The organism is Bacillus sp. JZ34, from assembly GCF_053903205.1.
On the sequence record NZ_CP096403.1, the window covers coordinates 515,240 to 537,125 of the forward strand.

Consider the following 21,886-nt stretch of genomic DNA (forward strand, 5'->3'; position numbering starts at 1 on the left):
TTTTTCTCTATCCGGCTATGAGTATTGATCCGAGATTTCGATGAAATGCTTAAGCGCCGGATTGCGGTTGTCTTTTCGATGTGCGGTAATCCATTCTGCGCGAAGGGGAAAGTCTTCGATTTCTTTGTATACAACATCGAGGTTAAATAATCGTTTAGCCGCTGTAGGCACAACGGCGATTCCCATTCCGGCTGTCACGAGGCCGATCACCATTTGGTATTCTGTAGCTTCCTGGGCGATGTTGGGGATAAACCCGGCTTTTTCACACAAGAAATTAAATTCCGTGTATAAAGAGGGCCACGCTTCTTTGGCAATGACGATCAGCGATTCGTCTTCAAGATCTTTCAAATGTACCCGGGGTTTTTCTGACAGCGGGTGGTGTTTCGGAAGTGCAAGGACACAGTGGCTTTTCTTCACTGTGTATGACTTTAGCTCGTCGTTTCCCAACGGAGGATGCAGCACTCCGATGTCAATGTGTCCGTTTAGCAGTGCATTGACCTGATTGGGGGTTGAAAGCTCCCGAAGATCAATCTGGACGGACGGGTACCGGTTTCGGTATTCCCTGATGATGGGAGGCATGATCTCGTATGTGGCGGAGCCGACAAAGCCGATCACGAGTCTGCCCAGCTCCCCGCGGGCCGTCCGCTGAGCCATGTCGACGGCTTGATCAATCTGGGAAAGTCCTTCCTTGATTTGTTTTAAAAAGACCCCGCCTGCCGCCGTCAGCCTGACGGCTCTTTTTGACCTCTTCAGCAAGGTGACGCCTATTTCACTTTCTAGCTGTTTAATCTGCTGGCTGAGCGGAGGCTGAGTCATGTTCAGCCGAAGAGCTGCTTTTCCGAAATGCAGTTCTTCGGCAACAACCATAAAATAACGAAGATGGCGCAGCTCCATTATTCACTCATTCCTTTCTGAATGCGATTTCAGTCGTTTTACATATTAATTGTAAGACAAAGAAGTATTGGAAAACAATTTCCACAAGATGTATATTTAATAATACAATAATTTTATTAAAAATTCATTGTAAACGAATGAAAATGGAGGAGTGAGGGCTTTGAAAAATGTAGCCGCTAAAAATGAAACTCTTACTGTAAGAGGAGCAGAGCTTGTGGTGGATAGTCTCATTCAGCAAGGTGTCACTCATGTTTTCGGTATTCCGGGAGCGAAAATCGATGCGGTGTATGACGTATTGAAAGACAAGGGGCCTGAACTGATTGTTTGTCGTCACGAGCAGAATGCAGCATTTATGGCGGCGGCAGTCGGACGATTGACTGGAAAGCCCGGTGTTTGCCTGGTGACTTCGGGTCCGGGAGCGTCTAATTTAGCGACCGGTCTTGTAACAGCCAATACAGAAGGAGATCCGGTTGTTGCCCTGGCGGGTGCTGTAAAAAGAGCGGATCGTCTCAAAAGAACTCATCAATCGATGGATAATGCGGCGTTGTTTCAGCCGATTACAAAATATAGCGCAGAAGTGGAAGATGCGAACAACATCCCTGAGGCGGTAACCAATGCATTCAGAGCGGCAGCTTCCGGACAGGCCGGGGCAGCGTTTCTCAGCTTTCCGCAGGACGTTACGGCCGGTCCGGCAACTGCCAAGCCGGTGAAAACCATGCCGGCGCCGAAGCTCGGCGCGGCTCCGGATGAACTAATCAGCGCGGCTATCGCCAAAATACACAATGCGAACCTTCCCGTCGTGCTTGTAGGGATGAAAGGCGGAAGACCTGAAGCGATTGAAGCGGTCCGCCGTCTGCTGAGAAAAGTGAAACTGCCGTTCGTTGAAACATACCAAGCAGCGGGTACGCTGTCTCACGATTTGGAAGACCAGTACTTCGGCCGGATCGGATTATTCCGCAATCAGCCCGGAGATATTTTGTTGGAAAAAGCGGATCTCGTTTTGACAGTCGGCTATGATCCGATTGAATACGACCCCGTCTTTTGGAACGGAAAAGGCGTGCGCAGTGTGATTCATCTTGATGAAATACAAGCCGATATCGATCATGACTATCAGCCTGAAATTGAGCTGATCGGTGATATCGCAGAGACATTAAACCATATTGAACATGATTCTTTGCCGGTTTCCATCGATGAATCATTTGCACCTGTGCTTGATTATTTGAAGAAAGCGCTGGAGGAGCAAAGCGAGCCCCCTAAAGAAACAAAAACGGATCTTGTTCATCCGTTGCAAATCGTTCGCGATTTGCGTGATTTGCTGAGTGATGACATAACAGTGACTTGCGACATCGGCTCCCATGCGATTTGGATGTCGAGATATTTCCGCACATACCGTCCGTATGGACTGCTGACTTCAAACGGCATGCAGACGCTGGGCGTTGCTTTGCCGTGGGCGATCGCAGCAACACTGGTCAATCCGGGACAGAAAGTCGTGTCTGTTTCCGGGGACGGAGGCTTCCTGTTCTCCGCGATGGAGCTTGAGACAGCGGTCAGATTGAAAGCGCCGATCGTTCACATTGTCTGGAATGACAGCACATACGATATGGTTGCGTTCCAGCAGGAGATGAAATACAAGCGGACGTCCGGAGTCGACTTCGGCGGAATCGATATTGTAAAATATGCTGAAAGCTTTGGAGCAAAAGGTTTAAGGGTCAATTCGCCTGACGAATTGGCAGAGGTGCTTAAAGCTGGTCTTGATGCAGAGGGTCCGGTTGTCATTGATATTCCGGTTGATTACAGCGACAACGTTCATTTGGCTGATCAGCGTTTTCCAAAAAACTTTGAGGAACATTTTAGTAAACAAGCCTCTAAGCAATCTTGATCACAGCAAGTCCAGTCATAACAAACAAAATCAAGGGAGTGAAACGAGGAAAATGAAAAGTGCAAGCAAACAAAAAGTGGTTCAGCCCGTTGACAAGAACCTTGACCAGGTCTTTCAGGTCTCAACGATGATATCGTTATTGGACGGAATTTATGACGGGGATTTTTACATGTCTGAAGCAAAGGATCACGGAGACTTCGGAATCGGAACGTTCAATCGGCTCGACGGTGAGCTGATCGGTTTTGACGGTGAGTTTTACCGTCTTCGTTCCGATGGCAAAGCCTATCCTGTTCAAGGAAGCGATTGTTCTCCGTTTTGCTCGCTCGCTTTCTTCCGGCCAGATATTTATCACGAAATCAAGCAGCGGATGCCGCTTAAGGCGTTCGAGGAAGAAATGAAACGGATCATGCCGAGTGAAAACCTGTTTTACGCGATCCGCATGGACGGAATCTTTAAGAAAGTCAAAACGAGAACGGTTGAACTGCAGGAAAAACCGTACGTGCCGATGGTCGATGCGGTAAAATCGCAGCCGATCTTTGATTTTAATGATATTAAAGGGACGATCGTCGGCTTTTGGACGCCGCAATATGCCAACGGAATCGCAGTTTCCGGCTTCCATCTTCACTTTATTGATGAAGACCGCAATGTCGGCGGACACGTTTTCGATTATGAAATCGAAGAATGCACGGTACAAATTTCTCAAAAACTTAATATGAATCTCAGATTGCCGAATACGCAAGATTTCTTTAAAGCGGATCTCAATAAACATGATCTTGCAGCCGGAATTGAAGCGGCCGAAGGCAATCCCGAGTAAATTAAAAAGCCCCCTCTTTAAAAAGGGGGCTTTTTCTTCTTTAAAAATTCGGTTGCGAAAAAGTCCGGAATCCGGCGGGCCGTTTAGCTTATGCTTTCATTCCGGCAATCAAAACCGCTTTCAGACAAAAAGACACCGGATGCCCGTTTTCATCGTGGACGATGTTAAACATGTCACGGCAAGACTGGGACGGTTCTGACAAATGGGCATGGATGGCTGCCTTTCTTTGTTCAGGCACGGCGCCTCTTCGAAGCCAGCTCTCGTAATCGATCGGAAGATTCCATCTCTCCAGGACGGCAAAATCGAGTCCGTTCTCTTCAAACAGCTTCTGCCATTCGTTCTCTGAATATTCCCTTACGTGTGACGGGTCTCTCAATTGATTGAGCCGATTTATAAATCGGTCTAAAGCTTCGTCCTCCGGCGCACAATGATCGATGAGGAGAAAGGAGCCGCCTTTTTTCAAGACGCGCGCTATTTCCTGGATGGACCGGCTGATCTCCGGAAAATGGTGGGCTGCATACCGGCATGTGACAATATCAAAAGACTCGCTTGCAAAATCCAATTGTGCTGCATCGCCTTGAAGAAAAACCACATTTTCAGCATTTTTCTGTTCGGCAAATTGAGCGGCGGTTTGAACCATTTTTTCTGTAATATCGATTCCGGTGCAATGTTTGACAAAAGGCGAAAAGGCAATGGCCGTATGTCCCGCTCCGGTTCCGATATCAAGCAGGGTTTCACCGCCGGTCAGATTTCGGCAGCTGACCATGGCATCAAGATCTTTTCCCGATGAGAACAGCGGCTCATCGCGATATTGCTCCGGGTTTTTTGAAAATTGCCGTTGCGCGCTAGTTTTCATTTGTATCATCCTCCTATCGGCTATGTATTTATATTAGGGGAGTCGACAGCCATCAGTCTAAGATATAAAATGTATGAAAATGATAGGCGGAAACTATGGGGGTGCGGGAATTGGATATGAGGCTTTTTGAATACGCGGCAGAGATTTTCAAAAAAGGCAGTTTTACAAAGGCGGCTGCCAGCCTGCATATCGCTCAGCCTTCACTGAGCCAGCAAATAAAAAAGCTGGAAAGCGAGCTTGGCTTTCCGCTGTTTTACAGAAACAGAGAGGGGGTCTCGCCGACTCCTCAAGGGATGCGCTTCATCCGAAAAGCACAGGATATTTTGCGGTCAAGAGATGAACTGCTGTGTGAAATGCGCGATCAGCTCGAGGAAATGGGGACGGAATTATCGATCGGCGTTCCCGCTGTCACAGGAGGATATCTTCTTCCGCCGCTCCTGAAAGCCTTTCTGAAAAAGCATCTGAACGTACAGGTTCAGCTGATAGAAGATTCGCCGGCGGCATTGGAAAACATGACGGAAAACGGAGCGGTGGATCTGTCGATTCTCCCTTTGCCGATTGAAAATGACAGGCTCGCGATCCGGCCGATACTGACCGAGCCGCTTTTTTTGGCGATTCCAAATGAAAGGGAGAGCTGGATGACCGGCCAATTGCGGAAGCTCATCGATTCGGTCCGGTCGAATCCCGAAAATTCCCCTCTTGCTTTGAAAACTGTCGAGGATGTGCCGTTTATTTTATTAAAAGAAGGCTACGGCTTCCGTAGAATGGTACTCGATTTATGTGCGGAGGAAGGGTTTCAACCGAAAGTGACCTTCAAAACAAGCAGCATTGAAACCGCCCAATCTCTCGTTGAACACGGAATGGGGGTCACGGTCGTGCCCCGGATGGTCATGCGAAAAGAGTTTGACAGAATCGTCTATGTTCCTTTACAATCCGATCCGTCCCGGACGCTTGTGTTTGCTTATTCGGAAACATGCTATTTGAGCCGGGCGGCAAAAGCGTTTATGGAGATGGCCAAAAAAAATCAGACCTCCATGTATGAAGAGGTCTGATTTTGTCGTTACTTTTTCGTTTCCAGTTTGAGCGGTGCGGGTATCGTTTTTTCAACTTTTTTACCGTTCAAAATATCGCGGGCCGCTTGTACGGCGAGCTTACCGATCAATTCAGGCTGCTGGGCGATCGTGGCCGACATGTCTCCGGCCTTAACCGCCTTAACCGCATCTTCATTGCCGTCGAAGCCGACGACAAGAATCTCTTTCCCTGAGCTTCTGATCGCTTCAATCGCGCCGAGCGCCATTTCGTCATTATGGGCGAAAACCGCTTGAATATCAGGATTTCCTTGAAGAAGGTTCTCCATGACGTTCAACCCTTTTGTCCGGTCAAAGTCGGCTGTTTGCTTGGCGATCACATTCAGCTTGTCGTCAGCGGTCTTATGAAACCCTGAGCCCCGTTCCCTTGTTGCCGATGCGCCGGGGACGCCTTCAAGTTCAGCCACTTTTGCGCCTTTGCCGAGCTGCTGTACGATAAAGTCTGCTGCCATTTGCCCGCCTTTTACGTTATCTGAAGCGACGAGCGTTTCTACTTTTCCGTTTTCGGCGGAGCGGTCAAGGGTGACGACCGGGATGCCAAGCGAATTGGCCGATTGGACTGCCGTTGAGATGGCGGAGGAGTCGGCCGGATTGATCAATAAAGCGTCAACGCCTTGCTGCAGAAGATCTTCGACATCATTCGTCTGCTTTGCTGAATCATCCTGTGCATCGACGACAATCACTTCAATCCCTTGTTTTTTGGCTTCTTTGACAACTCCGTTTTTTAATGAAACGAAAAACGGGTTTTTCAAAGTCGAGACAGATAAACCGATTTTGATATCCGTTCCTTTTTCTTTATTTGGCTTTGCCCATTCCGGCGGCTCCAGCGAGCAGGCGGACAGAAACAGAAGCGCCAATGCGGTGAAAACCGTTAATGTTTTTTTCATCAGTATAGCCCTCCTTAAGCGGATTTCTTGCGGTCCAGCAGGACTGCGATCAAAATGACGACACCTTTGACGACCATTTGGAAAAAGGAAGAGACGCCAAGCAGGTTCAAGCCGTTGTTCAACGTTCCGATGATCAGAACGCCGATGAGTGTGCCGGCAATTCGTCCTCTTCCTCCGGCAAGGCTTGTACCGCCTAATACAACCGCGGCAATGGCGTCGAGTTCATAGGAAGTGCCTGCCGTCGGCTGGGCTGAGTTTAGCCGTGACGTCAAGATGGCTCCAGCCAACGCGGATAATAGGCCGGCAAGAGAATAAATCATCATTTTGACGCGCGGAACTTTAATGCCCGAGATCAGGGCCGCTTTTTCATTTCCGCCGATTGCATACGTGCGGCGGCCGAAAGGTGTTTTGTGAAGGATCACCCAGAGGATGATAAAGGCGGCCGCCATAGTTATCGCAGGGACGGGGATGCCTAAAAAGTAGCCGCGTCCGAAAAGCTGGAAGCCGTAGTGATTGCCGAGCCCTGTAATCGGATTGCCGTCTGTGTAAACCATCGTCAATCCGCGGAAAATCGTCATTGTCGCAAGTGTTGCGATGAACGGGGCCATTTTGCCCTTCGTGATTAACAGCCCGTTGACCAAGCCGAGCAGGGCTCCGATTAGGCAGCCGATGATGACGGCAAAAACAGGATCGATGCCGCCGGCGATCATGCCGGCGATCAATGCGCTCGACAGCGCCAAAATCGCTCCGACGGAAAGGTCGATGCCGCCGGTCAAAATGACAAAGGTCATGCCGAACGCGATCAGCGCATTAATAGCGACTTGTCTTAACAAGTTTAAAATATTTAACGGTTCTAAAAAGCTCGGGTTTAATACTGATACGATGACGACGAGAATAATCAGGCCGAGAAACGGACCGAGCTTTTGCATTACAGAATCGACATTAAGGCTTTTTTTTACAGCCGGTTGAGTTTTCATGTTACCGCCCTCCTGTAGCGAGTGTCATAATTCGTTCTTGCGTGGCATCATTTCTTGATAGCTCACCGCTTAGCGTTCCTTCATGGATCACAAGGACGCGGTCGCTCATCCCGAGAATCTCGGGCAGCTCTGAAGAGACCATGACGATCGCGACGCCGCGGTCTGTCAGCTCGTTCATCAGCTGATAAATCTCCCTTTTCGCGCCGACATCGACGCCTCGCGTCGGCTCATCCAAAATCAGCACTTTAGGACCGATTCCGATCCATTTGGCGATGACCACTTTTTGCTGGTTCCCTCCTGAAAGGTTTCGCGCGTGGGTTTCCGGCGATTCCGTTTTGATCGTCAGCCGCTTGATCAGAAGGTCGACAAATTCCTGCTCGCTTTTTTTGTCGATCCATCCTTTCGGTGAAAAGCTGGCGAGATTCGGAAGGGCGATATTTTCCCTGATGGACGTGTCGAGCACAAGTCCTTCATCCTTGCGGTTCTCAGTAATAAAACCGATTCCTTTTTGAACGGCATCGCTCGGTTTTTTGAGCGTCGCTTTTTTGCCTTCGATGAAAATGTCTCCCGAATCAAGCGGATCGAGCCCGAAAACCGCCCTCATCAGCTCGGTGCGCCCTGCACCCATCAGTCCTGAAATCCCGACGATTTCACCGGAGCGGACGGTAAAGCTGATATTTTGGAAGACGCCTTTTTTGGATGCCTGCTTGACTTCGAGAACGACGCGTCCCGGATTTGGCTGTCTTTCAGGATAGCGTTCGGTCAGCTCCCGTCCGACCATCTTTTTCACCACTTCATGAAAATCGGTGTCGGGAATCCGTTTCGTGTCGACTGTTTTTCCGTCGCGCATCACCGTGATCCGGTCGCAAATCGTGAAGATTTCTTCCATGCGGTGGGATATATAGACGATGGAGACGCCGTTTTTCTTTAATGCTCTAATGACGCCGAACAGTTTTTCAATTTCTCTTTCTGTCAACGCTGCCGTCGGTTCATCCATGATGATCACTTTCGCGTCTGTCATAAGGGCTTTTGCGATTTCGATCATTTGCTGCTGGCCGACAGAACAGTCTCCGGCTTCTTTTTCAAGAGAAATCGAGACTCCAAGTCTTTCAAGCTGCTCTTTTGCTAGCGCTTTCATTTTCTTGTTATTTAAAAATCCAAGTTTAGAAGAAAGCTCTCTGCCGATAAACAAATTTTCCAAAACGGTCATTTCAGGCCAAATGTTCAGCTCCTGATGGATAAAGGCGATGCCGTTCTGTTCGGCTTTTTTTGGATCTGAAAAATACATTTCTTTTCCGTCGATCTCGATCGTTCCGCTGTCCAGCCTGTGAAGTCCAGTCAACAGATTCATGAGTGTCGACTTTCCGGCGCCGTTTTCTCCCATTAAAGCGTGGACTTCACCTTCCTGAAGTTCGAAAGTAACGCCGGACAGCACCTGGTTTTGGCCAAAAGCTTTATAAATGTCCTTCATTTTAATATGCATGGGCTATCCCTTCTTTCCAGATGTAGAATGTAAACATCTAAAAGATCACTCCCGCGTGCAAGATGCAATTTGCATAAGGTGTTGCTTCCCCTGTGCGAATGACCGCTTTTGCACGGCTCGTCGCTTTTTTGAATGCTTCGTGGGGAATATAGTCAATTTTTTGGTTTGAAAATTCCGCTTTTAAAAACGCGGCTTGATCAGGATTGACGCTTTCTATTTCTTCGGCTGCCGTCACTTTTTCGACGGACATTTCATCAGCGATGAGCTTTGTGACCTCTTGAAATCCGGGCGTACCCAATGTCAGTGCAAGATCGATTTTGGGGACGCCGGGAGGAACGGGCAGGCCGGCATCCGCGATGACGACGGTGTCGGTATGCCCGAGATCGGCCAGTAATTTTGCGATATGGCTGTTTAAAATCCCGTGTTTTTTCATGACAATTCACGCTCCACTTCATCGCGTTTCGGCATGCCGCCTTGCGCGCCGAATTTCAAAACCGAGAGGGAAGCCGCCCGGTTCGCAAAGCGCAAGGCAGATTCGATGCTTTGTCCTTCGGAAAGCGCAACGGCCAACCCCGCATTGAAGGTGTCTCCGGCTCCCGTCGTATCAATCGCATTGACAGGGAATGAAGGAACGACCCTTTCTTCCAGACCATTGTGATAGCGGACCCCGTTTTTTCCTTCTGTGATGAACAGCTTCTCCGGATAGCGCTTTAACGCTTCATCCCGGGACATGCCCTGAAACAGTACCGAAGCTTCATGCTCGTTTGGTGTGATGTAGGCCGCATGTTCGACCGTTTCCGGGCAAAGCGGACGGGCTGGTGCCGGATTCAGCAGGAGAGGAATGCCGAGTGAGCTGCACAGTCCGCTGACATAATCGACGGTTTCTTCCGGAATCTCCTGCTGAATCAGAACGATGTCTGCCTGTTTAATCGCAGGCAGCGCTTTTTGAACGTATTCAGGTGTGACATGGTCATTTGCCCCTTTGACGACGATAATACTGTTGTCGCCGTCTGCGAGAACGATATGTGCGGTGCCGCTTTCCTGACCTGTAACCGGTTCCACATAGTCTGTCAAAACACCGTTCGCTTGAAAATTGTCGAGGATGGCTTTTCCGTAATGATCATCGCCGACGCAGCCGATCATATGGACCTCTGCACCAAGCCGGGCCGCAGCGACTGCCTGGTTGGCGCCCTTTCCGCCCGGAACCGTTTTAAAAGATTCGCCAAGCACCGTTTCTCCGGCAGCCGGCCGCTTGGGCGATGTCACGACTAAATCCATCGAAGAGCTGCCAATCACGCATATTTTACTCATTGTCATTCCGCCTTTCTTGTCGTTTGTCTTTCAATAAAGGCAACCGGCATCTGCACTGCCGATTGTTCAATATATTCATTTTTCATTAATTTCAGCAGCAGTTTTGCCGCTTCTTTTCCCATTTCATAGGCGGGCTGCCTGATCGTTGATAAAGAGGGGAAAAGCAATTCGCTTTGCGGAATGTCATCAAAGCCGATAATCTGCAGTTCGTCAGGAACTTTGATCTTCCGTTTTAAGGCTTCATGCAAAACGGCTGTCGCCACAATATCATTGCTTGCGATTACGCCGTCTGTTTCCGGATAGGTGGCAAACAGCTCCGCTGCCCGTTTTTGAGCTTCCGGAAATGAAAATGTCTCGGTTTTCATAACATGAAAATCGATATCGGCCCCGCTTAGCATCTCCAGCGCTCCGTTGAAACGGTCTCTTGCAGTCTGAAGGTGGGCCGGTCCTTTAATCAGCGTAATTCGTTTCGCGTTTCTCCTGACCATTTCAGCCGCTGCGATTCTGCCGCCTTCGCGGCTGTCCGCGAATACAGCCGGCGCATTTTCGCCCGTCCGGTCAAGGAAGACGATCGGCATGGACAAGTCTTGATAATTTGGCGCATCCGGATAATTGGTCGCTGAAATGACTCCGACCACATGATTTTGTTTAAACGTCTGCAAATAATCAAGCTCTTTTTCCAAATTTTCATCGCTGTTTCCGAAGATGAGCCGAAAGCCGAGGCGGTGGATTTCATCTTCAACGCCGCGCGCAAGCTGAGGAAAGAACGGGTTTGTGATATCCGGCAGGAGCAGTCCGATCAGTCTGGACTCCCTTTTATAGAGAGACCTGGCTACTTCATTCGGGTGGTAATTCAGTTCTTCCATCGCTTTTAACACGCGTGTCCTCGTGTCTGCATGGACGTATCCCGTCTCATTTAATACCCGGGAAACCGTAGCGACAGATACTTTTGCAGCAAGTGCGACGTCTTTAATCGTAGCCAAAAAGACTTCTCCTTTCCATTTGTGTAACCGTTTACATAAAGATTATCATGATCCTTTTAAAATCTCAATAAAAAAAGGTCCGGCACTGAAATTTTTAGCCGGGTTGGGATATAGAGACATATACAGTTGTGTTGAATAGAAAATAACCTTCATTCGGCATAAATTGGCGAATACAGTAACAATGAGAATAGTAAGAAAAATTAAAAATGTTAAAGTTTGATGAATTATCGTTGAAAAAAATTAATGGCTTTTTAAATCTTAGGATTTTAACCTAAAATCTGAAGAAACAAGGTGAATCGAACGGCTCACAAAAAATTTGGATTTGTTAATGAATCCCGCTTTATGCTAATAAAGATTTTCATTTTTTAATAGGTAATCTGATTGTCATAGGACGTATTTGTTTTGAAGAGGGCACATTGGTGACTTTTTAACCTGTTGGAAAAGAGCGAAAATACAAAAATAAAAGGGATATCCCGGTTGACAGCCCATTTCTAGGGGATTTCATCCGGGGGAAAAAGAGACCCTGAATTCATCCTTCAATCTTTCATCAGAAATAGGGAGAAAAGTACAAAAATCATAATGTCGAATTTTGAAAGCGCATACTTAAAACGCTGACAAAAAACTGATAGGAATTAAGAACTTTCGATTGCCAAAAATATCAATAAAAAGATAGGCATTATTGACTCGGACGAGGTGATCTTTGTCACGGAAAATTTCGTCGTCTTCTGTTACATAATGCCGATTGTGATTTCATAGTGAACCTATATACTGATGAATGAATTTACATATCAGATTCCAAGAAGGAGATGTAGACAAACAATGTGGGTAATGCTATTAGCCTGTGTGATCGTTGTTGGGATCGGCATTTATGAAAAAAGGCGCCACCAGCAAAACATCGATGCGCTGCCTGTCCGAGTGAACATCAACGGGATACGCGGAAAGTCCACGGTGACAAGATTAACAACAGGGATATTAATCGAGGCAGGCTACAAAACAGTAGGAAAAACAACCGGGACAGACGCAAGGATGATTTATTGGGACACACCGGAAGAGAAACCGATCAAAAGGAAACCTCAAGGTCCGAATATCGGAGAACAGAAAGAGGTTATGAAAGAAACGGTGGAAAGAGGGGCCAATGCGATTGTCAGTGAGTGCATGGCCGTTAACCCTGATTACCAAATCATCTTTCAGGAAGAATTGCTTCAGGCTAATATCGGCGTGATCGTGAACGTGCTGGAAGATCACATGGATGTGATGGGACCGACTTTGGATGAAATTGCAGAAGCTTTTACAGCAACCATTCCTTATAATGGACATTTAGTTATCACTGATAGTGAGTATACCGATTTCTTTAAGCAGATTGCAAAAGAAAGGAATACAAAAGTCATCGTCGCAGACAATTCTAAAATAACAGATGAATACCTCAGACAGTTTGAGTACATGGTATTCCCTGATAATGCGTCTCTTGCGCTCGGTGTGGCTCAAGCGTTGGGCATTGACGAAGAAACCGCTTTTAAAGGCATGCTGAATGCGCCGCCTGATCCGGGAGCCATGAGAATTCTGCCGCTGATGAACGCCAAAAATCCCGGACATTTCGTCAACGGTTTTGCGGCCAATGACGCAGCTTCCACTTTAAACATATGGAAGCGTGTAAAAGAAATAGGCTATCCTACGGATCAGCCGATCGTCATTATGAACTGCCGCGCCGACAGGGTAGACAGAACACAGCAGTTTGCGGATGATGTCCTTCCTTATATTGAAGCAAGTGAACTTGTGCTGATTGGAGAAACAACAGAGCCGATCGTCAAAGCATATGAAGCAGGCAAAATTCCTGCGGACAAGCTGTTTGATTTTGAGCACAAATCAACGGAAGAAATCATGTTCATGCTGAAAAACAAGCTTGAGGGCCGCGTCATTTACGGAGTCGGAAATATCCACGGAGCAGCGGAGCCTCTCATTGAAAAAATACAAGATTACAAGATTAAGCAGCTCGTTAGCTAGGAGGAAGAAAACACAATGTTTGGATCAGATTTATATATCGCCCTCATTTTAGGAGTCTTACTCAGTTTGATTTTTGCAGAGAAAACGGGAATTGTACCAGCCGGCCTCGTCGTACCGGGTTATTTGGGACTTGTGTTCAATCAGCCGATTTTCATGTTACTCGTTCTTTTTGTCAGTTTGCTGACGTATGTCATCGTGAAATTCGGACTTTCCAAAATTATGATTCTATACGGACGCAGAAAATTCGCAGCGATGTTGATAACGGGAATTCTTTTGAAAATCGGTTTTGATTTTATATATCCGGTGATGCCGTTTGAGATTGCCGAATTCAGGGGAATCGGAATTATTGTGCCGGGGCTGATCGCGAATACCATTCAAAGACAGGGATTAACGATTACGCTTGGAAGTACGCTTTTATTGAGCGGAGCAACATTCGTCATTATGTATGCTTACTATCTAATCTAAAGTTAGGTGTGTCAAATCGATGAAAAAACAACTGAACTTTCAGGAAAAACTGCTGAAGCTGACGAAGCAGGAGAAAAAGAAAACAAACAAGCACGTCTTTATCGTATTGCCCGTTATTTTCTGTTTAATGTTTGTCTTTACTTGGGTCGGAAGCGCCAAAACTCCTTCGCAAATGGACAAAAAAGAAGATGCCAAGCTTACAGCTACTTTTGTGGGCGATATCATGATGGGAAGAAACGTAGAAAAAGTGACAAACTTGCACGGTTCGGAAAGTGTCTTCAAAAATGTGAAGCCATACTTTAATGTGTCAGATTTTATCACAGGAAACTTTGAAAACCCTGTAACAAATGCAAAGGACTATCAAGAGGCAGAAAAGAACATCCATCTGCAAACGAATCAAGAATCAGTCGAAACATTGAAAAAGCTGAACTTCAGCGTACTGAACTTTGCCAACAACCATGCGATGGACTACGGGGAAGACGGTTTGAAGGATACACTGAATAAATTCTCAAATGAGGACTTGGAGCTTGTCGGAGCAGGGAATAATCTCAAAGACGCGAAACAGCACGTATCCTATCAGGATGTGAACGGTGTTAAAATCGCAACGCTCGGTTTTACAGACGTCTACACGAAGAACTTTACAGCCAAAAAGAACAGAGGCGGAGTGCTGCCGCTCAGCCCGAAAATCTTTATTCCAATGATCGCGGAAGCATCCAAAAAGGCGGATCTTGTCCTTGTTCATGTGCACTGGGGACAAGAATATGACAATGAACCGAACGACAGACAGAAGGATCTGGCCAAAGCGATTGCGGATGCCGGAGCAGATGTCATCATCGGTGCTCACCCCCATGTTCTCGAACCGATCGAAGTGTATAACGGCACTGTGATTTTCTACAGCCTCGGTAACTTTGTGTTTGATCAGGGCTGGTCAAGAACACGGGACAGCGCACTTGTACAATACCATTTAATGAATGACGGCAAAGGGCGCTTTGAGGTAACACCTCTCAACATTCGTGAAGCAACGCCGACGCCTTTAGGCAAAAGCGATTTCTTAAAACGAAAAGCGATCTTCCGTCAATTGACAAAAGGAACAAACCTTGACTGGAAAGAAGAGAACGGAAAATTGACGTTTGAAGTCGATCATGCGGACAAACTGAAAAATAACAAAAACGGAGTGGTGAACAAATGAAATTTGTCAGAGCCATTTGGCCGTTCGTAGGTTTAGTGTTGATCATTGCATTCATGTCTGCTTTCAAGTATTCTGATGAATTGTCAAACGATGAAAAAGCTAAAATCTCAACGGAAATCCAAAAAGTGAATCAGCAGGATCAAACAACAGAAAACCAACAATAACAGTGCAGAAAAGAGAGTGCCGCCGGCACTCTCTTTTTGCGTGTGCTGATTCCGGTTATAAAAGACCTGTGAAAAGCGGCTGGGAAACACGACAATTTTCTTAACCGGTCAGTGTATAAAGTTTTATAGAAAATCAGGAGAATATATACATGGTTTTGGGGTTCGTGTTTATTGTATTCTTTTGAAGGGAATAAAAACTGACAAATTTCGACTAAGCTTCAAACATGCATCACCTGACCAATTCGGAATGGGAACTGCAACTCATGTTCATGACCTCTTTAGAATATTTCCCTTCATTCATTTAATCCGCGCTTAGGTGAAAAAGCTGATCATGCTGTGCTGCGCGTTTCTTCTCGTATGACGCTGCTGTACACGCAAAAAAAGTCCTTCAAATATCTCAATTGAATGACGATGAAAGAGGAAAGAAGAGGAGGAACAGAACAATTGATAAAAAAAGCGGCAAACAAAAAGTTGGTTTTGTTTTGTGGAATTGCGGTGTTTTTGATGTCTTTATTTTTAACGAATCACAATGACGTATACGCCGATACGATCGGCGAGAAAATAGCAGAAACCGCCAGACATCTTGAGGGTGCGAAATACAGCTACGGCGGAGAGAAGCCGAAAACGGGGTTTGACTCGTCAGGCTTTGTACAATATGTGTTTCAATCGCTCGATATTACGCTTCCGAGAACGGTAAAGGAGCAATCGACCCTTGGAAGCAGCGTCAGCCGTCGGCAGCTCGAAAAGGGGGATCTTGTCTTTTTCAAGAATGCCGAGCTGGAATCGGACGGACCGACTCATGTCGCCATCTACATGGGAAATGATCAAATCATCCACAGCACAAAATCAAACGGAGTTGTCGTGACAAAGCTCGAAGGCAGTTCTTACTGGAGCTCGGGGTATCTTAAAGCGAAAAGGATCACAAAAGAGCCTAAGATTTCTATGGACCCGGTCGTTCAAAAAGCGAAGAGCTATGTCGGTGTTCCATATGTATTTGGAGGAAACTCTCCAGATCTCGGGTTTGACTGTTCAGGACTGACCCAATACGTTTTCAGAGAGGTGCTCGGTGTTTATTTGCCAAGATCGGCGGAACAGCAATGGGCGGTCGGTCAAAAGGTGAAGCTTGAAGATATCCGGCCGGGTGATGTTTTGTTTTTCAGCAATACGTACAAACCGGGAATATCCCATAACGCCATCTATGCCGGGGGCGGCCGGTTTATCCATGCGAGCCGTTCAAATAAAGTGACGATCTCTTACTTGTCGGCTTCCTACTGGCAGAAGAAGTTCACAGGAGTCAGACGTTTTGACAACATGTCCCTGCCGAAAAATCCGATTGTATCTGAAGCGATCAGGCATATCGGCGAAGTCGGTTATCAAAAAGGCGGTACATCGCCTAAAGAAGGCTTTGATACGGCGGGTTTTATCCAATATGTCTATAAAACGGCGGCAGGAGTGGAACTTCCGCGGTACGCTGATAAACAATACAGTACAGGTAAGAAAATCACAAAAAAGGAGCTGGAGCCTGGAGACATCGTGTTCTTTAAAGGAACCACTGTTCTGAATCCCGCCATCTATATCGGAAATGGCCAGGTCGTTCTTGTCACCTTGTCTGCCGGTGTGACGACAGCAGATATGGAGACGAGCGCCTATTGGAAAGAGAAATACGCCGGAAGCGTCAGAATTAAGTAGCAGAAAACCGCTCGAGTCATCTTCGAGCGGTTTTCTAATTATTGATATTCATTTTCCAGCAGTTTATTAATGAAATAAGCGACGCCGTTTTCGTCATTGCTTTTCGTGATAAACGTGCTGATATGCTTCAGCTCATCGATTGCATTGCCCATCGCGATCCGATGGCCGGCTTCCTCAAACATTGACAGGTCGTTCGGGCTGTCGCCGATCGCGTAGATGTCTTTTTTCTCGATTCCATAGTGGCGGGCCAGTTCTTTTAAAGCGCGGCCTTTGCCGGATTCATCAGGCAGAATTTCGATGATATGTCTTCCGGAAGATGTGAGTCCCAATTTTGGAAAGGCTGCAAGGTCTTCTTTTGCTTTTTTCAGTTTTTCCATATCAAATGAGAAGCACAACAGCTTATAAATATGTTCGTCTCCGTTAAAAACCTCGCGAATGTCGGGGACCGGTTTGATGCCGAATTGTTTAAACTGAGTCAGTGCGCCCTGCCAAAGCGTATCCCTGTCTTCATCAGGGTTGGCGCTTGTGACGATATCGAGCTCTGCTTCAAGCTTCTGCTCTCCGTCATAAGGAGAAAGCAGCGCATCGTCCGTATAAACCTCAAAATAGATTTGATGATCTGTTAAGTATTGGGCGGCCTTTTTTCCGGCGTCCTTGTCCATTAACGTTCTGCTTAGGAGTTTATAGTTGAAATCGTGAACCGTTCCCCCGTTTGCGGCGATAATCGGAATATCCAAATCGTTCAGAAGCGCTTTGACGTCAAATGTGGCCCGTCCCGTGCAAATGGTTACGATGCAGTCTGAGATGAGCGCCTTTTTGATAGCGGCCCGGTTTTCTGCGGATATTTGGCTTTCGGTATTTAAAAGAGTCCCGTCTAAATCGATCGCAATTAACCTCATTATGTAAAGATAACCTCCTGTAAGAGCAGTTTGCCGTTTTTCGGGAGGCGAAAAACAGCTCTCTTCGGCAGTATTCCCTAAAAGGACATGTTATGTAAAAGGCTAAACCTAAATTTAGATTTTTTCAATAGTAAATCTTGAGTTTCATTAAAGAGAAAAAGGATGAATCATCTTCATCCTTTTTCTAATTATACATCCAGCTGCTGTTTTAATTCCTGCTTGATTTCGTTGAGATTTTCCTGGTCAAGCTGGAAATAGTAGACTTTGCCCGGTTGATAATCGCTCCCTTTCAATTGAAGGGTATCGATCGTTTGAATGGACGTCATAAACGGGATCAGCCCGATTGCATCATTCAGCGACAAGTTCATTGATACGTTCTTTCCGACTGTATCAAGGATATCGTCGTAAGCCGGAATGGCAGTAAGCGATTTGGATTTGTTGATAATCGATTTGATGACTTCCATCTGGCGATCGCCGCGCTTCAAATCCGTATCGGCTTTTCTCGTTCTTACATAAGCAAGGGCCTCTTCTCCGTTTAGCGTTTGCTCACCTGTTTGGAGATTGACTTTGCCTTTCGTATCCTTTTTAATCTGCCGGACAATATAGTCTTCTTTGATTGTGATCGGTACACCGCCGAGCTCGTCAACTACTTCTTTGAAAGCTGAAAAATTGGCTTCCATGACGTAATCAACCGGAATGTCGAGCAGGTTTTCGACGGTTTCTGTACTGAGGTCGCGTCCGCCTAATGAGTGGGCATGCGTGATTTTATCAAAGCCGCGTCCAGGGATGTTAACATAGGAATCCCGCGGGATGCTTAATAGTTTCACTGATTTGTTTTTTCTGTTGAACGTGGCGAGAACCATCGCATCGCTTCGTTCTTTGTCCATGCTTTGTCCGGGACGGGCGTCAATCCCCATCAACAGGATGGAGAAGTTATCTTTTTTAGGATTGAACTCTTTAATCCGCTTGACGGACTGTTCTCCTCTGGAAAGGGTGACTTGCGCATCTTTGGAGGCGTTCGCCACTTTGTAGTACGCATAGCCGCCTGCGGCTGCTGTCGCCGTCAGGATTAAAGCAATGAAAAACAATGAGTATTTCACCCATTTTCTTAGTCTCTTTTTCTTCGTTCGTTGCGATCGTAGCATGTATAAGCTCCTCTTTTATTTATATTAAAACGTACAATTGTTGAATAAGTCTAAATTTTGATAAAAAAATGGTTTCCCAATCTTGGATTTTACAAGATATTTGCTGTTTTGCATATGGGAATTATCTGGAAATTCCGCGGGATCTGATCATTTTGCCGCCTTAAATAAGACGATGAAACAGATAAAATGTTTCATATTTTTAAATTCCTTTTAATGGTACTCCATGTTTCTTAGGTTTGAAGAAAGCGAGACAAGGTTAAAGATTATAAAAGACAAGCCTTGTTAGGAGGATATACTGATGAAGGGAAAAAGATCGAATGCCTGGCTTTATTTTTTTGGAGCCTTGGGCGGTGTGCTCTACGGTTATGATACGGGCGTCATTTCCGGGGCGATTTTATTTATGAAAGATGAGCTTGGGCTCAATGCCTTTACAGAAGGGCTGGTTGTCAGCGCAATTTTAATCGGGGCGATTTTCGGATCGGGTTTGTCCGGCAGGCTGACAGACCGCTTCGGGAGAAGAAGGGCGATTATGTCAGCGGCAGTGCTGTATTGCATTGGGGGGCTCGGAACGGCCCTGGCGCCAAGCACGGAATATATGGTGGTTTTCAGGATCGTGCTCGGCCTTGCGGTTGGCTGTTCAACGACCATTGTTCCTTTGTACCTTTCAGAGCTTGCGCCGAAGGAATCTAGGGGCGCGCTTTCTTCATTAAATCAGCTGATGATTACGATCGGGATTCTGGTCTCTTATTTGATCAATTATGCATTTAGTGATGCAGGTGCATGGCGCTGGATGCTGGGCTTGGCTCTTATTCCGTCAATCGGCCTTTTAATCGGTATCTTTTTCATGCCGGAAAGCCCGCGCTGGCTCTTAACAAAAGGAAAAGAAGAGAAAGCGCGACGGGTTTTGTCCAAGATGAGGGGAGGAAAGCAGGTCGATCAGGAAATCAAAGAAATTAAGGAAGCGGAAAAGCAGGAGCAGGGGGGCTTGAAAGAGTTGCTGGAACCGTGGGTGCGCCCGGCGTTAATCGCAGGGGTCGGACTGGCGTTTCTCCAGCAATTTATCGGAACCAACACGATTATTTACTATGCCCCAAAAACGTTTACGAATGTCGGATTTGAAGATTCGGCGGCCATTTTGGGGACAGTCGGCATCGGTATGATCAATGTTCTGATGACGCTTGTGGCGATCCGCTTTATTGACAGGATTGGCCGGAAGCCGCTTTTATTATTTGGAAATGCCGGCATGGTCATCAGTTTAATCGTGCTTTCTTTCACCAATATCTTTTTTGGCAATACGACTGGTGCGGCATGGACGACTGTCATCTGTTTAGGTGTATTCATTGTCGTATTTGCCGTCAGCTGGGGACCGATCGTCTGGGTGGTGCTGCCTGAGCTGTTCCCCCTTCATGTCAGAGGGGTGGGAACCGGAGTATCGACTTTAATGCTTCATGCAGGGAACTTAATTGTGACATTAAGTTTTCCGGTCCTCATGGAAGCGATGGGCATCAGTTACCTGTTCTTGTGCTATGCGGCCATCGGAATCGCGGCCTTCCTGTTCGTTTTCTTTAAAGTAACAGAAACAAAAGGCAAAAGCCTTGAAGAAATCGAGCAGGATTTACGGGACAGGCACGGCGGAATCACGGGAACTGACACGCAGCCGGTTGAACGATAGGCAAAAGGATGGGCATGGCCCCATCCTTTTTTGTGTGAGGAGGCCAGCCAAGCCAATCATGGCTGATCTCTGTTTTCACCGTCTTCTGGCTGCGAATCGTCATGGCGCGGCAGATTACCCGTTCTGATCGCCCGAAACACGAGAAAGAAAATAACGAAAACAACCAGCCCTCCGACTAGTATTTGCAGCAGCATCCCAACACCTCCATTTTCTTCTATGTATGAATCATGACCGCTCTGCATGACGGTTAATGAAACGTTTGTTTAAAAAACTGAATAAGAACCCGGGTTTATCTCACACTAAAGTCAACTGAACGATAATGGGAGTGTGACGATTTGAAAGCTGTAACGTTTCAAGGGCCTCAGCATGTTAAAGTCAGCCAGGTGGAGGACGCCAAAATAGAAAGAAGCGATGATATCGTTGTCAGAATTACTTCTACGGCGATTTGCGGATCAGACCTCCATCTTTATCAAGGGAATTTTCCTCTTCCGAAAGGCTTCCAGCTCGGCCATGAACCGATGGGAATTGTAGAAGAAACAGGACCTGATGTAACAAAAGTGAAAAAAGGGGACCGGGTCGTCATCCCGTTTACCGTTGCATGCGGACATTGCTTTTATTGCGAAAACAAGCTGGAAAGCCAGTGTGATAATGCCAATCCCCATTATGATTCAGGCGGATATTTCGGCTACTCGGAAAAGTTCGGAAACCACCCTGGCGGACAGGCCGAATATTTAAAAGTGCCGTTTGGCAACTTCACGCCGTTTGTCATCCCTGAATCATGCGAGATGGAGGACGAGTCGCTCCTGTTTTTATCAGATGTCCTGCCAACCGCGTATTGGAGCGTGCTTCACGCTGGCGTTAAAAAGGGAGACACCGTCATTGTTCTCGGCTGCGGACCGGTCGGATTAATGGCGCAGAAGTTTGCCTGGATGGAAGGGGCGAAGCGGGTCATTGCAGTAGACTACTTGGACTACCGCCTAAGGCAGGCTGAAGCGTTAAACCGCGTCGAAGTATTTGACTTTACAAAATATCCTGACATGGGCGAGCATTTAAAGGAGATTACAAAAGGCGGGGCGGATGTCGTGATCGACTGCGTGGGGATGGACGGCAAAAAATCTCCGCTTGAGTACCTGGAGCAAAAACTGAAGCTTCAGGGCGGCACGCTCGGACCGATTCAAATTTCTACAAAGGCGGTCAGAAAGTGCGGGACCGTACAGATTACAGGGGTATATGGAAGCAATTATAATATGTTTCCGCTCGGCGCGTTCTTTTCCAGAAATGTTACACTAAAAATGGGGCAGGCCCCGGTTATCCATTTGATGCCTGAGATTTACAAGAAGATTGAAGAGAATCAATTTGATCCGAAGGAAATCATTACGCATCAGCTTCCGCTTGAAGAAGCCGGCCGCGCTTACCAATTATTCAACGGCCATGAAGATGATTGCATTAAAGTGATTTTGAAGCCATAGCGATGATAAAGGCTGCCGAGC

General features: G+C 46.8%; 21 protein-coding genes. 10 read left to right on the plus strand and 11 right to left on the minus strand.

Annotation, left to right across the window (positions count from 1 at the left end):
• Positions 1–15: 15 nt before the first annotated feature.
• On the minus strand, positions 16–894 hold the full coding sequence (gene alsR, locus M1D90_RS02515; protein ID WP_023857148.1) for an acetoin biosynthesis transcriptional regulator AlsR: 879 nt from the start codon (positions 892–894) through the stop codon (positions 16–18).
• Between the two features lie 160 nt (positions 895–1,054).
• On the opposite strand from alsR, the gene alsS reads away from it, so the two are divergent.
• On the plus strand, positions 1,055–2,773 hold the full coding sequence (alsS, locus tag M1D90_RS02520; RefSeq protein WP_456283115.1) for an acetolactate synthase AlsS: 1,719 nt from the start codon (positions 1,055–1,057) through the stop codon (positions 2,771–2,773).
• A gap of 52 nt (positions 2,774–2,825) precedes the next feature.
• Entirely contained in the window at positions 2,826–3,587 is a 762-nt protein-coding gene (gene budA, locus M1D90_RS02525; protein ID WP_023857150.1) for an acetolactate decarboxylase, read from the plus strand.
• An 88-nt stretch (positions 3,588–3,675) separates the two neighbouring features.
• Here budA and M1D90_RS02530 read toward each other — a convergent pair whose 3' ends face one another.
• Entirely contained in the window at positions 3,676–4,443 is a 768-nt protein-coding gene (locus M1D90_RS02530; RefSeq protein WP_033155066.1) for a class I SAM-dependent methyltransferase, read from the minus strand.
• A gap of 110 nt (positions 4,444–4,553) precedes the next feature.
• Between M1D90_RS02530 and M1D90_RS02535 the strand changes: the two genes are divergently transcribed.
• On the plus strand, positions 4,554–5,495 hold the full coding sequence (locus tag M1D90_RS02535; protein WP_456283116.1) for a LysR family transcriptional regulator: 942 nt from the start codon (positions 4,554–4,556) through the stop codon (positions 5,493–5,495).
• A gap of 8 nt (positions 5,496–5,503) precedes the next feature.
• Here M1D90_RS02535 and rbsB read toward each other — a convergent pair whose 3' ends face one another.
• From rbsB to M1D90_RS02565, 6 genes are read right to left on the minus strand one after another with little or no spacing between them, the layout of a single operon-like run.
• Positions 5,504–6,418 carry a ribose ABC transporter substrate-binding protein RbsB gene (rbsB, locus tag M1D90_RS02540; protein ID WP_025810678.1) on the minus strand — a complete coding sequence of 305 codons (915 nt, stop codon included), beginning with the start codon at positions 6,416–6,418 and terminating at the stop codon, positions 5,504–5,506.
• Between the two features lie 14 nt (positions 6,419–6,432).
• Entirely contained in the window at positions 6,433–7,395 is a 963-nt protein-coding gene (gene rbsC / locus M1D90_RS02545; RefSeq protein WP_020453175.1) for a ribose ABC transporter permease RbsC, read from the minus strand.
• Between the two features lies 1 nt (position 7,396).
• Positions 7,397–8,878, minus strand: coding sequence for a sugar ABC transporter ATP-binding protein (locus M1D90_RS02550; protein ID WP_025810679.1), 1,482 nt, complete (start codon positions 8,876–8,878; stop codon positions 7,397–7,399).
• A 37-nt stretch (positions 8,879–8,915) separates the two neighbouring features.
• Positions 8,916–9,311 (minus strand): D-ribose pyranase, encoded by a 396-nt coding sequence (gene rbsD / locus M1D90_RS02555; protein WP_144497848.1) that lies wholly within the window; start codon positions 9,309–9,311, stop codon positions 8,916–8,918.
• A complete protein-coding gene (rbsK, locus tag M1D90_RS02560; RefSeq protein WP_179289514.1) occupies positions 9,308–10,189 on the minus strand; it encodes a ribokinase in 882 nt (293 codons plus the stop codon). Before rbsK ends, rbsD begins: the two co-directional genes overlap by 4 nt.
• 2 nt (positions 10,190–10,191) lie before the next feature.
• Positions 10,192–11,172: a LacI family DNA-binding transcriptional regulator gene (locus M1D90_RS02565; protein WP_144497847.1), complete on the minus strand. Its 981-nt coding sequence runs from the start codon at positions 11,170–11,172 to the stop codon at positions 10,192–10,194.
• Between the two features lie 819 nt (positions 11,173–11,991).
• On the opposite strand from M1D90_RS02565, the gene pgsB reads away from it, so the two are divergent.
• From pgsB to M1D90_RS02590, 5 genes are all read left to right on the plus strand, one after another.
• Positions 11,992–13,173, plus strand: coding sequence for a poly-gamma-glutamate synthase PgsB (gene pgsB / locus M1D90_RS02570; protein ID WP_023857157.1), 1,182 nt, complete (start codon positions 11,992–11,994; stop codon positions 13,171–13,173).
• A 15-nt stretch (positions 13,174–13,188) separates the two neighbouring features.
• Positions 13,189–13,638: a poly-gamma-glutamate biosynthesis protein PgsC gene (gene pgsC / locus M1D90_RS02575; RefSeq protein WP_003185831.1), complete on the plus strand. Its 450-nt coding sequence runs from the start codon at positions 13,189–13,191 to the stop codon at positions 13,636–13,638.
• A gap of 19 nt (positions 13,639–13,657) precedes the next feature.
• Positions 13,658–14,827 (plus strand): CapA family protein, encoded by a 1,170-nt coding sequence (locus M1D90_RS02580; protein WP_023857158.1) that lies wholly within the window; start codon positions 13,658–13,660, stop codon positions 14,825–14,827.
• The gene (locus tag M1D90_RS02585) at positions 14,824–14,991 is read left to right on the plus strand and encodes a hypothetical protein (protein ID WP_023857159.1); all 168 of its coding nucleotides are present in this window, start codon (positions 14,824–14,826) and stop codon (positions 14,989–14,991) included. Before M1D90_RS02580 ends, M1D90_RS02585 begins: the two co-directional genes overlap by 4 nt.
• Before the next feature lie 444 nt (positions 14,992–15,435).
• The gene (locus tag M1D90_RS02590; protein ID WP_023857160.1) at positions 15,436–16,680 is read left to right on the plus strand and encodes a C40 family peptidase; all 1,245 of its coding nucleotides are present in this window, start codon (positions 15,436–15,438) and stop codon (positions 16,678–16,680) included.
• A gap of 38 nt (positions 16,681–16,718) precedes the next feature.
• Here M1D90_RS02590 and M1D90_RS02595 read toward each other — a convergent pair whose 3' ends face one another.
• Entirely contained in the window at positions 16,719–17,579 is an 861-nt protein-coding gene (locus M1D90_RS02595) for a Cof-type HAD-IIB family hydrolase (protein ID WP_020453168.1), read from the minus strand.
• Positions 17,580–17,767: 188 nt separating this feature from the next.
• A complete protein-coding gene (locus M1D90_RS02600) occupies positions 17,768–18,724 on the minus strand; it encodes an LCP family protein (RefSeq protein WP_020453167.1) in 957 nt (318 codons plus the stop codon).
• A 298-nt stretch (positions 18,725–19,022) separates the two neighbouring features.
• On the opposite strand from M1D90_RS02600, the gene M1D90_RS02605 reads away from it, so the two are divergent.
• Positions 19,023–20,396: a sugar porter family MFS transporter gene (locus tag M1D90_RS02605; protein WP_020453166.1), complete on the plus strand. Its 1,374-nt coding sequence runs from the start codon at positions 19,023–19,025 to the stop codon at positions 20,394–20,396.
• A 56-nt stretch (positions 20,397–20,452) separates the two neighbouring features.
• Here the strand turns inward: M1D90_RS02605 and M1D90_RS02610 are convergent, their stop codons facing one another.
• Positions 20,453–20,590, minus strand: coding sequence for a hypothetical protein (locus M1D90_RS02610; RefSeq protein ID WP_023857161.1), 138 nt, complete (start codon positions 20,588–20,590; stop codon positions 20,453–20,455).
• 141 nt (positions 20,591–20,731) lie between these two features.
• Between M1D90_RS02610 and M1D90_RS02615 the strand changes: the two genes are divergently transcribed.
• Positions 20,732–21,865 carry a zinc-dependent alcohol dehydrogenase gene (locus M1D90_RS02615; protein WP_023857162.1) on the plus strand — a complete coding sequence of 378 codons (1,134 nt, stop codon included), beginning with the start codon at positions 20,732–20,734 and terminating at the stop codon, positions 21,863–21,865.
• Positions 21,866–21,886: the final 21 nt, after the last annotated feature.

What these genes read in the sequence shown, in the direction of transcription:
- alsR (WP_023857148.1), bottom strand. Translation starts at nt 894, where the DNA reads ATGGAGCTGCGCCATCTTCGTTATTTTATGGTTGTTGCCGAAGAACTG.
- M1D90_RS02580 (WP_023857158.1), top strand. Translation starts at nt 13,658, where the DNA reads ATGAAAAAACAACTGAACTTTCAGGAAAAACTGCTGAAGCTGACGAAG.
- M1D90_RS02585 (WP_023857159.1), top strand. Translation starts at nt 14,824, where the DNA reads ATGAAATTTGTCAGAGCCATTTGGCCGTTCGTAGGTTTAGTGTTGATC.
- M1D90_RS02530 (WP_033155066.1), bottom strand. Translation starts at nt 4,443, where the DNA reads ATGAAAACTAGCGCGCAACGGCAATTTTCAAAAAACCCGGAGCAATAT.
- budA (WP_023857150.1), top strand. Translation starts at nt 2,826, where the DNA reads ATGAAAAGTGCAAGCAAACAAAAAGTGGTTCAGCCCGTTGACAAGAAC.
- pgsB (WP_023857157.1), top strand. Translation starts at nt 11,992, where the DNA reads ATGTGGGTAATGCTATTAGCCTGTGTGATCGTTGTTGGGATCGGCATT.
- rbsD (WP_144497848.1), bottom strand. Translation starts at nt 9,311, where the DNA reads ATGAAAAAACACGGGATTTTAAACAGCCATATCGCAAAATTACTGGCC.
- pgsC (WP_003185831.1), top strand. Translation starts at nt 13,189, where the DNA reads ATGTTTGGATCAGATTTATATATCGCCCTCATTTTAGGAGTCTTACTC.
- M1D90_RS02600 (WP_020453167.1), bottom strand. Translation starts at nt 18,724, where the DNA reads ATGCTACGATCGCAACGAACGAAGAAAAAGAGACTAAGAAAATGGGTG.
- rbsK (WP_179289514.1), bottom strand. Translation starts at nt 10,189, where the DNA reads ATGAGTAAAATATGCGTGATTGGCAGCTCTTCGATGGATTTAGTCGTG.
- M1D90_RS02550 (WP_025810679.1), bottom strand. Translation starts at nt 8,878, where the DNA reads ATGCATATTAAAATGAAGGACATTTATAAAGCTTTTGGCCAAAACCAG.
- M1D90_RS02605 (WP_020453166.1), top strand. Translation starts at nt 19,023, where the DNA reads ATGAAGGGAAAAAGATCGAATGCCTGGCTTTATTTTTTTGGAGCCTTG.
- rbsC (WP_020453175.1), bottom strand. Translation starts at nt 7,395, where the DNA reads ATGAAAACTCAACCGGCTGTAAAAAAAAGCCTTAATGTCGATTCTGTA.
- M1D90_RS02595 (WP_020453168.1), bottom strand. Translation starts at nt 17,579, where the DNA reads ATGAGGTTAATTGCGATCGATTTAGACGGGACTCTTTTAAATACCGAA.
- M1D90_RS02610 (WP_023857161.1), bottom strand. Translation starts at nt 20,590, where the DNA reads ATGCTGCTGCAAATACTAGTCGGAGGGCTGGTTGTTTTCGTTATTTTC.
- rbsB (WP_025810678.1), bottom strand. Translation starts at nt 6,418, where the DNA reads ATGAAAAAAACATTAACGGTTTTCACCGCATTGGCGCTTCTGTTTCTG.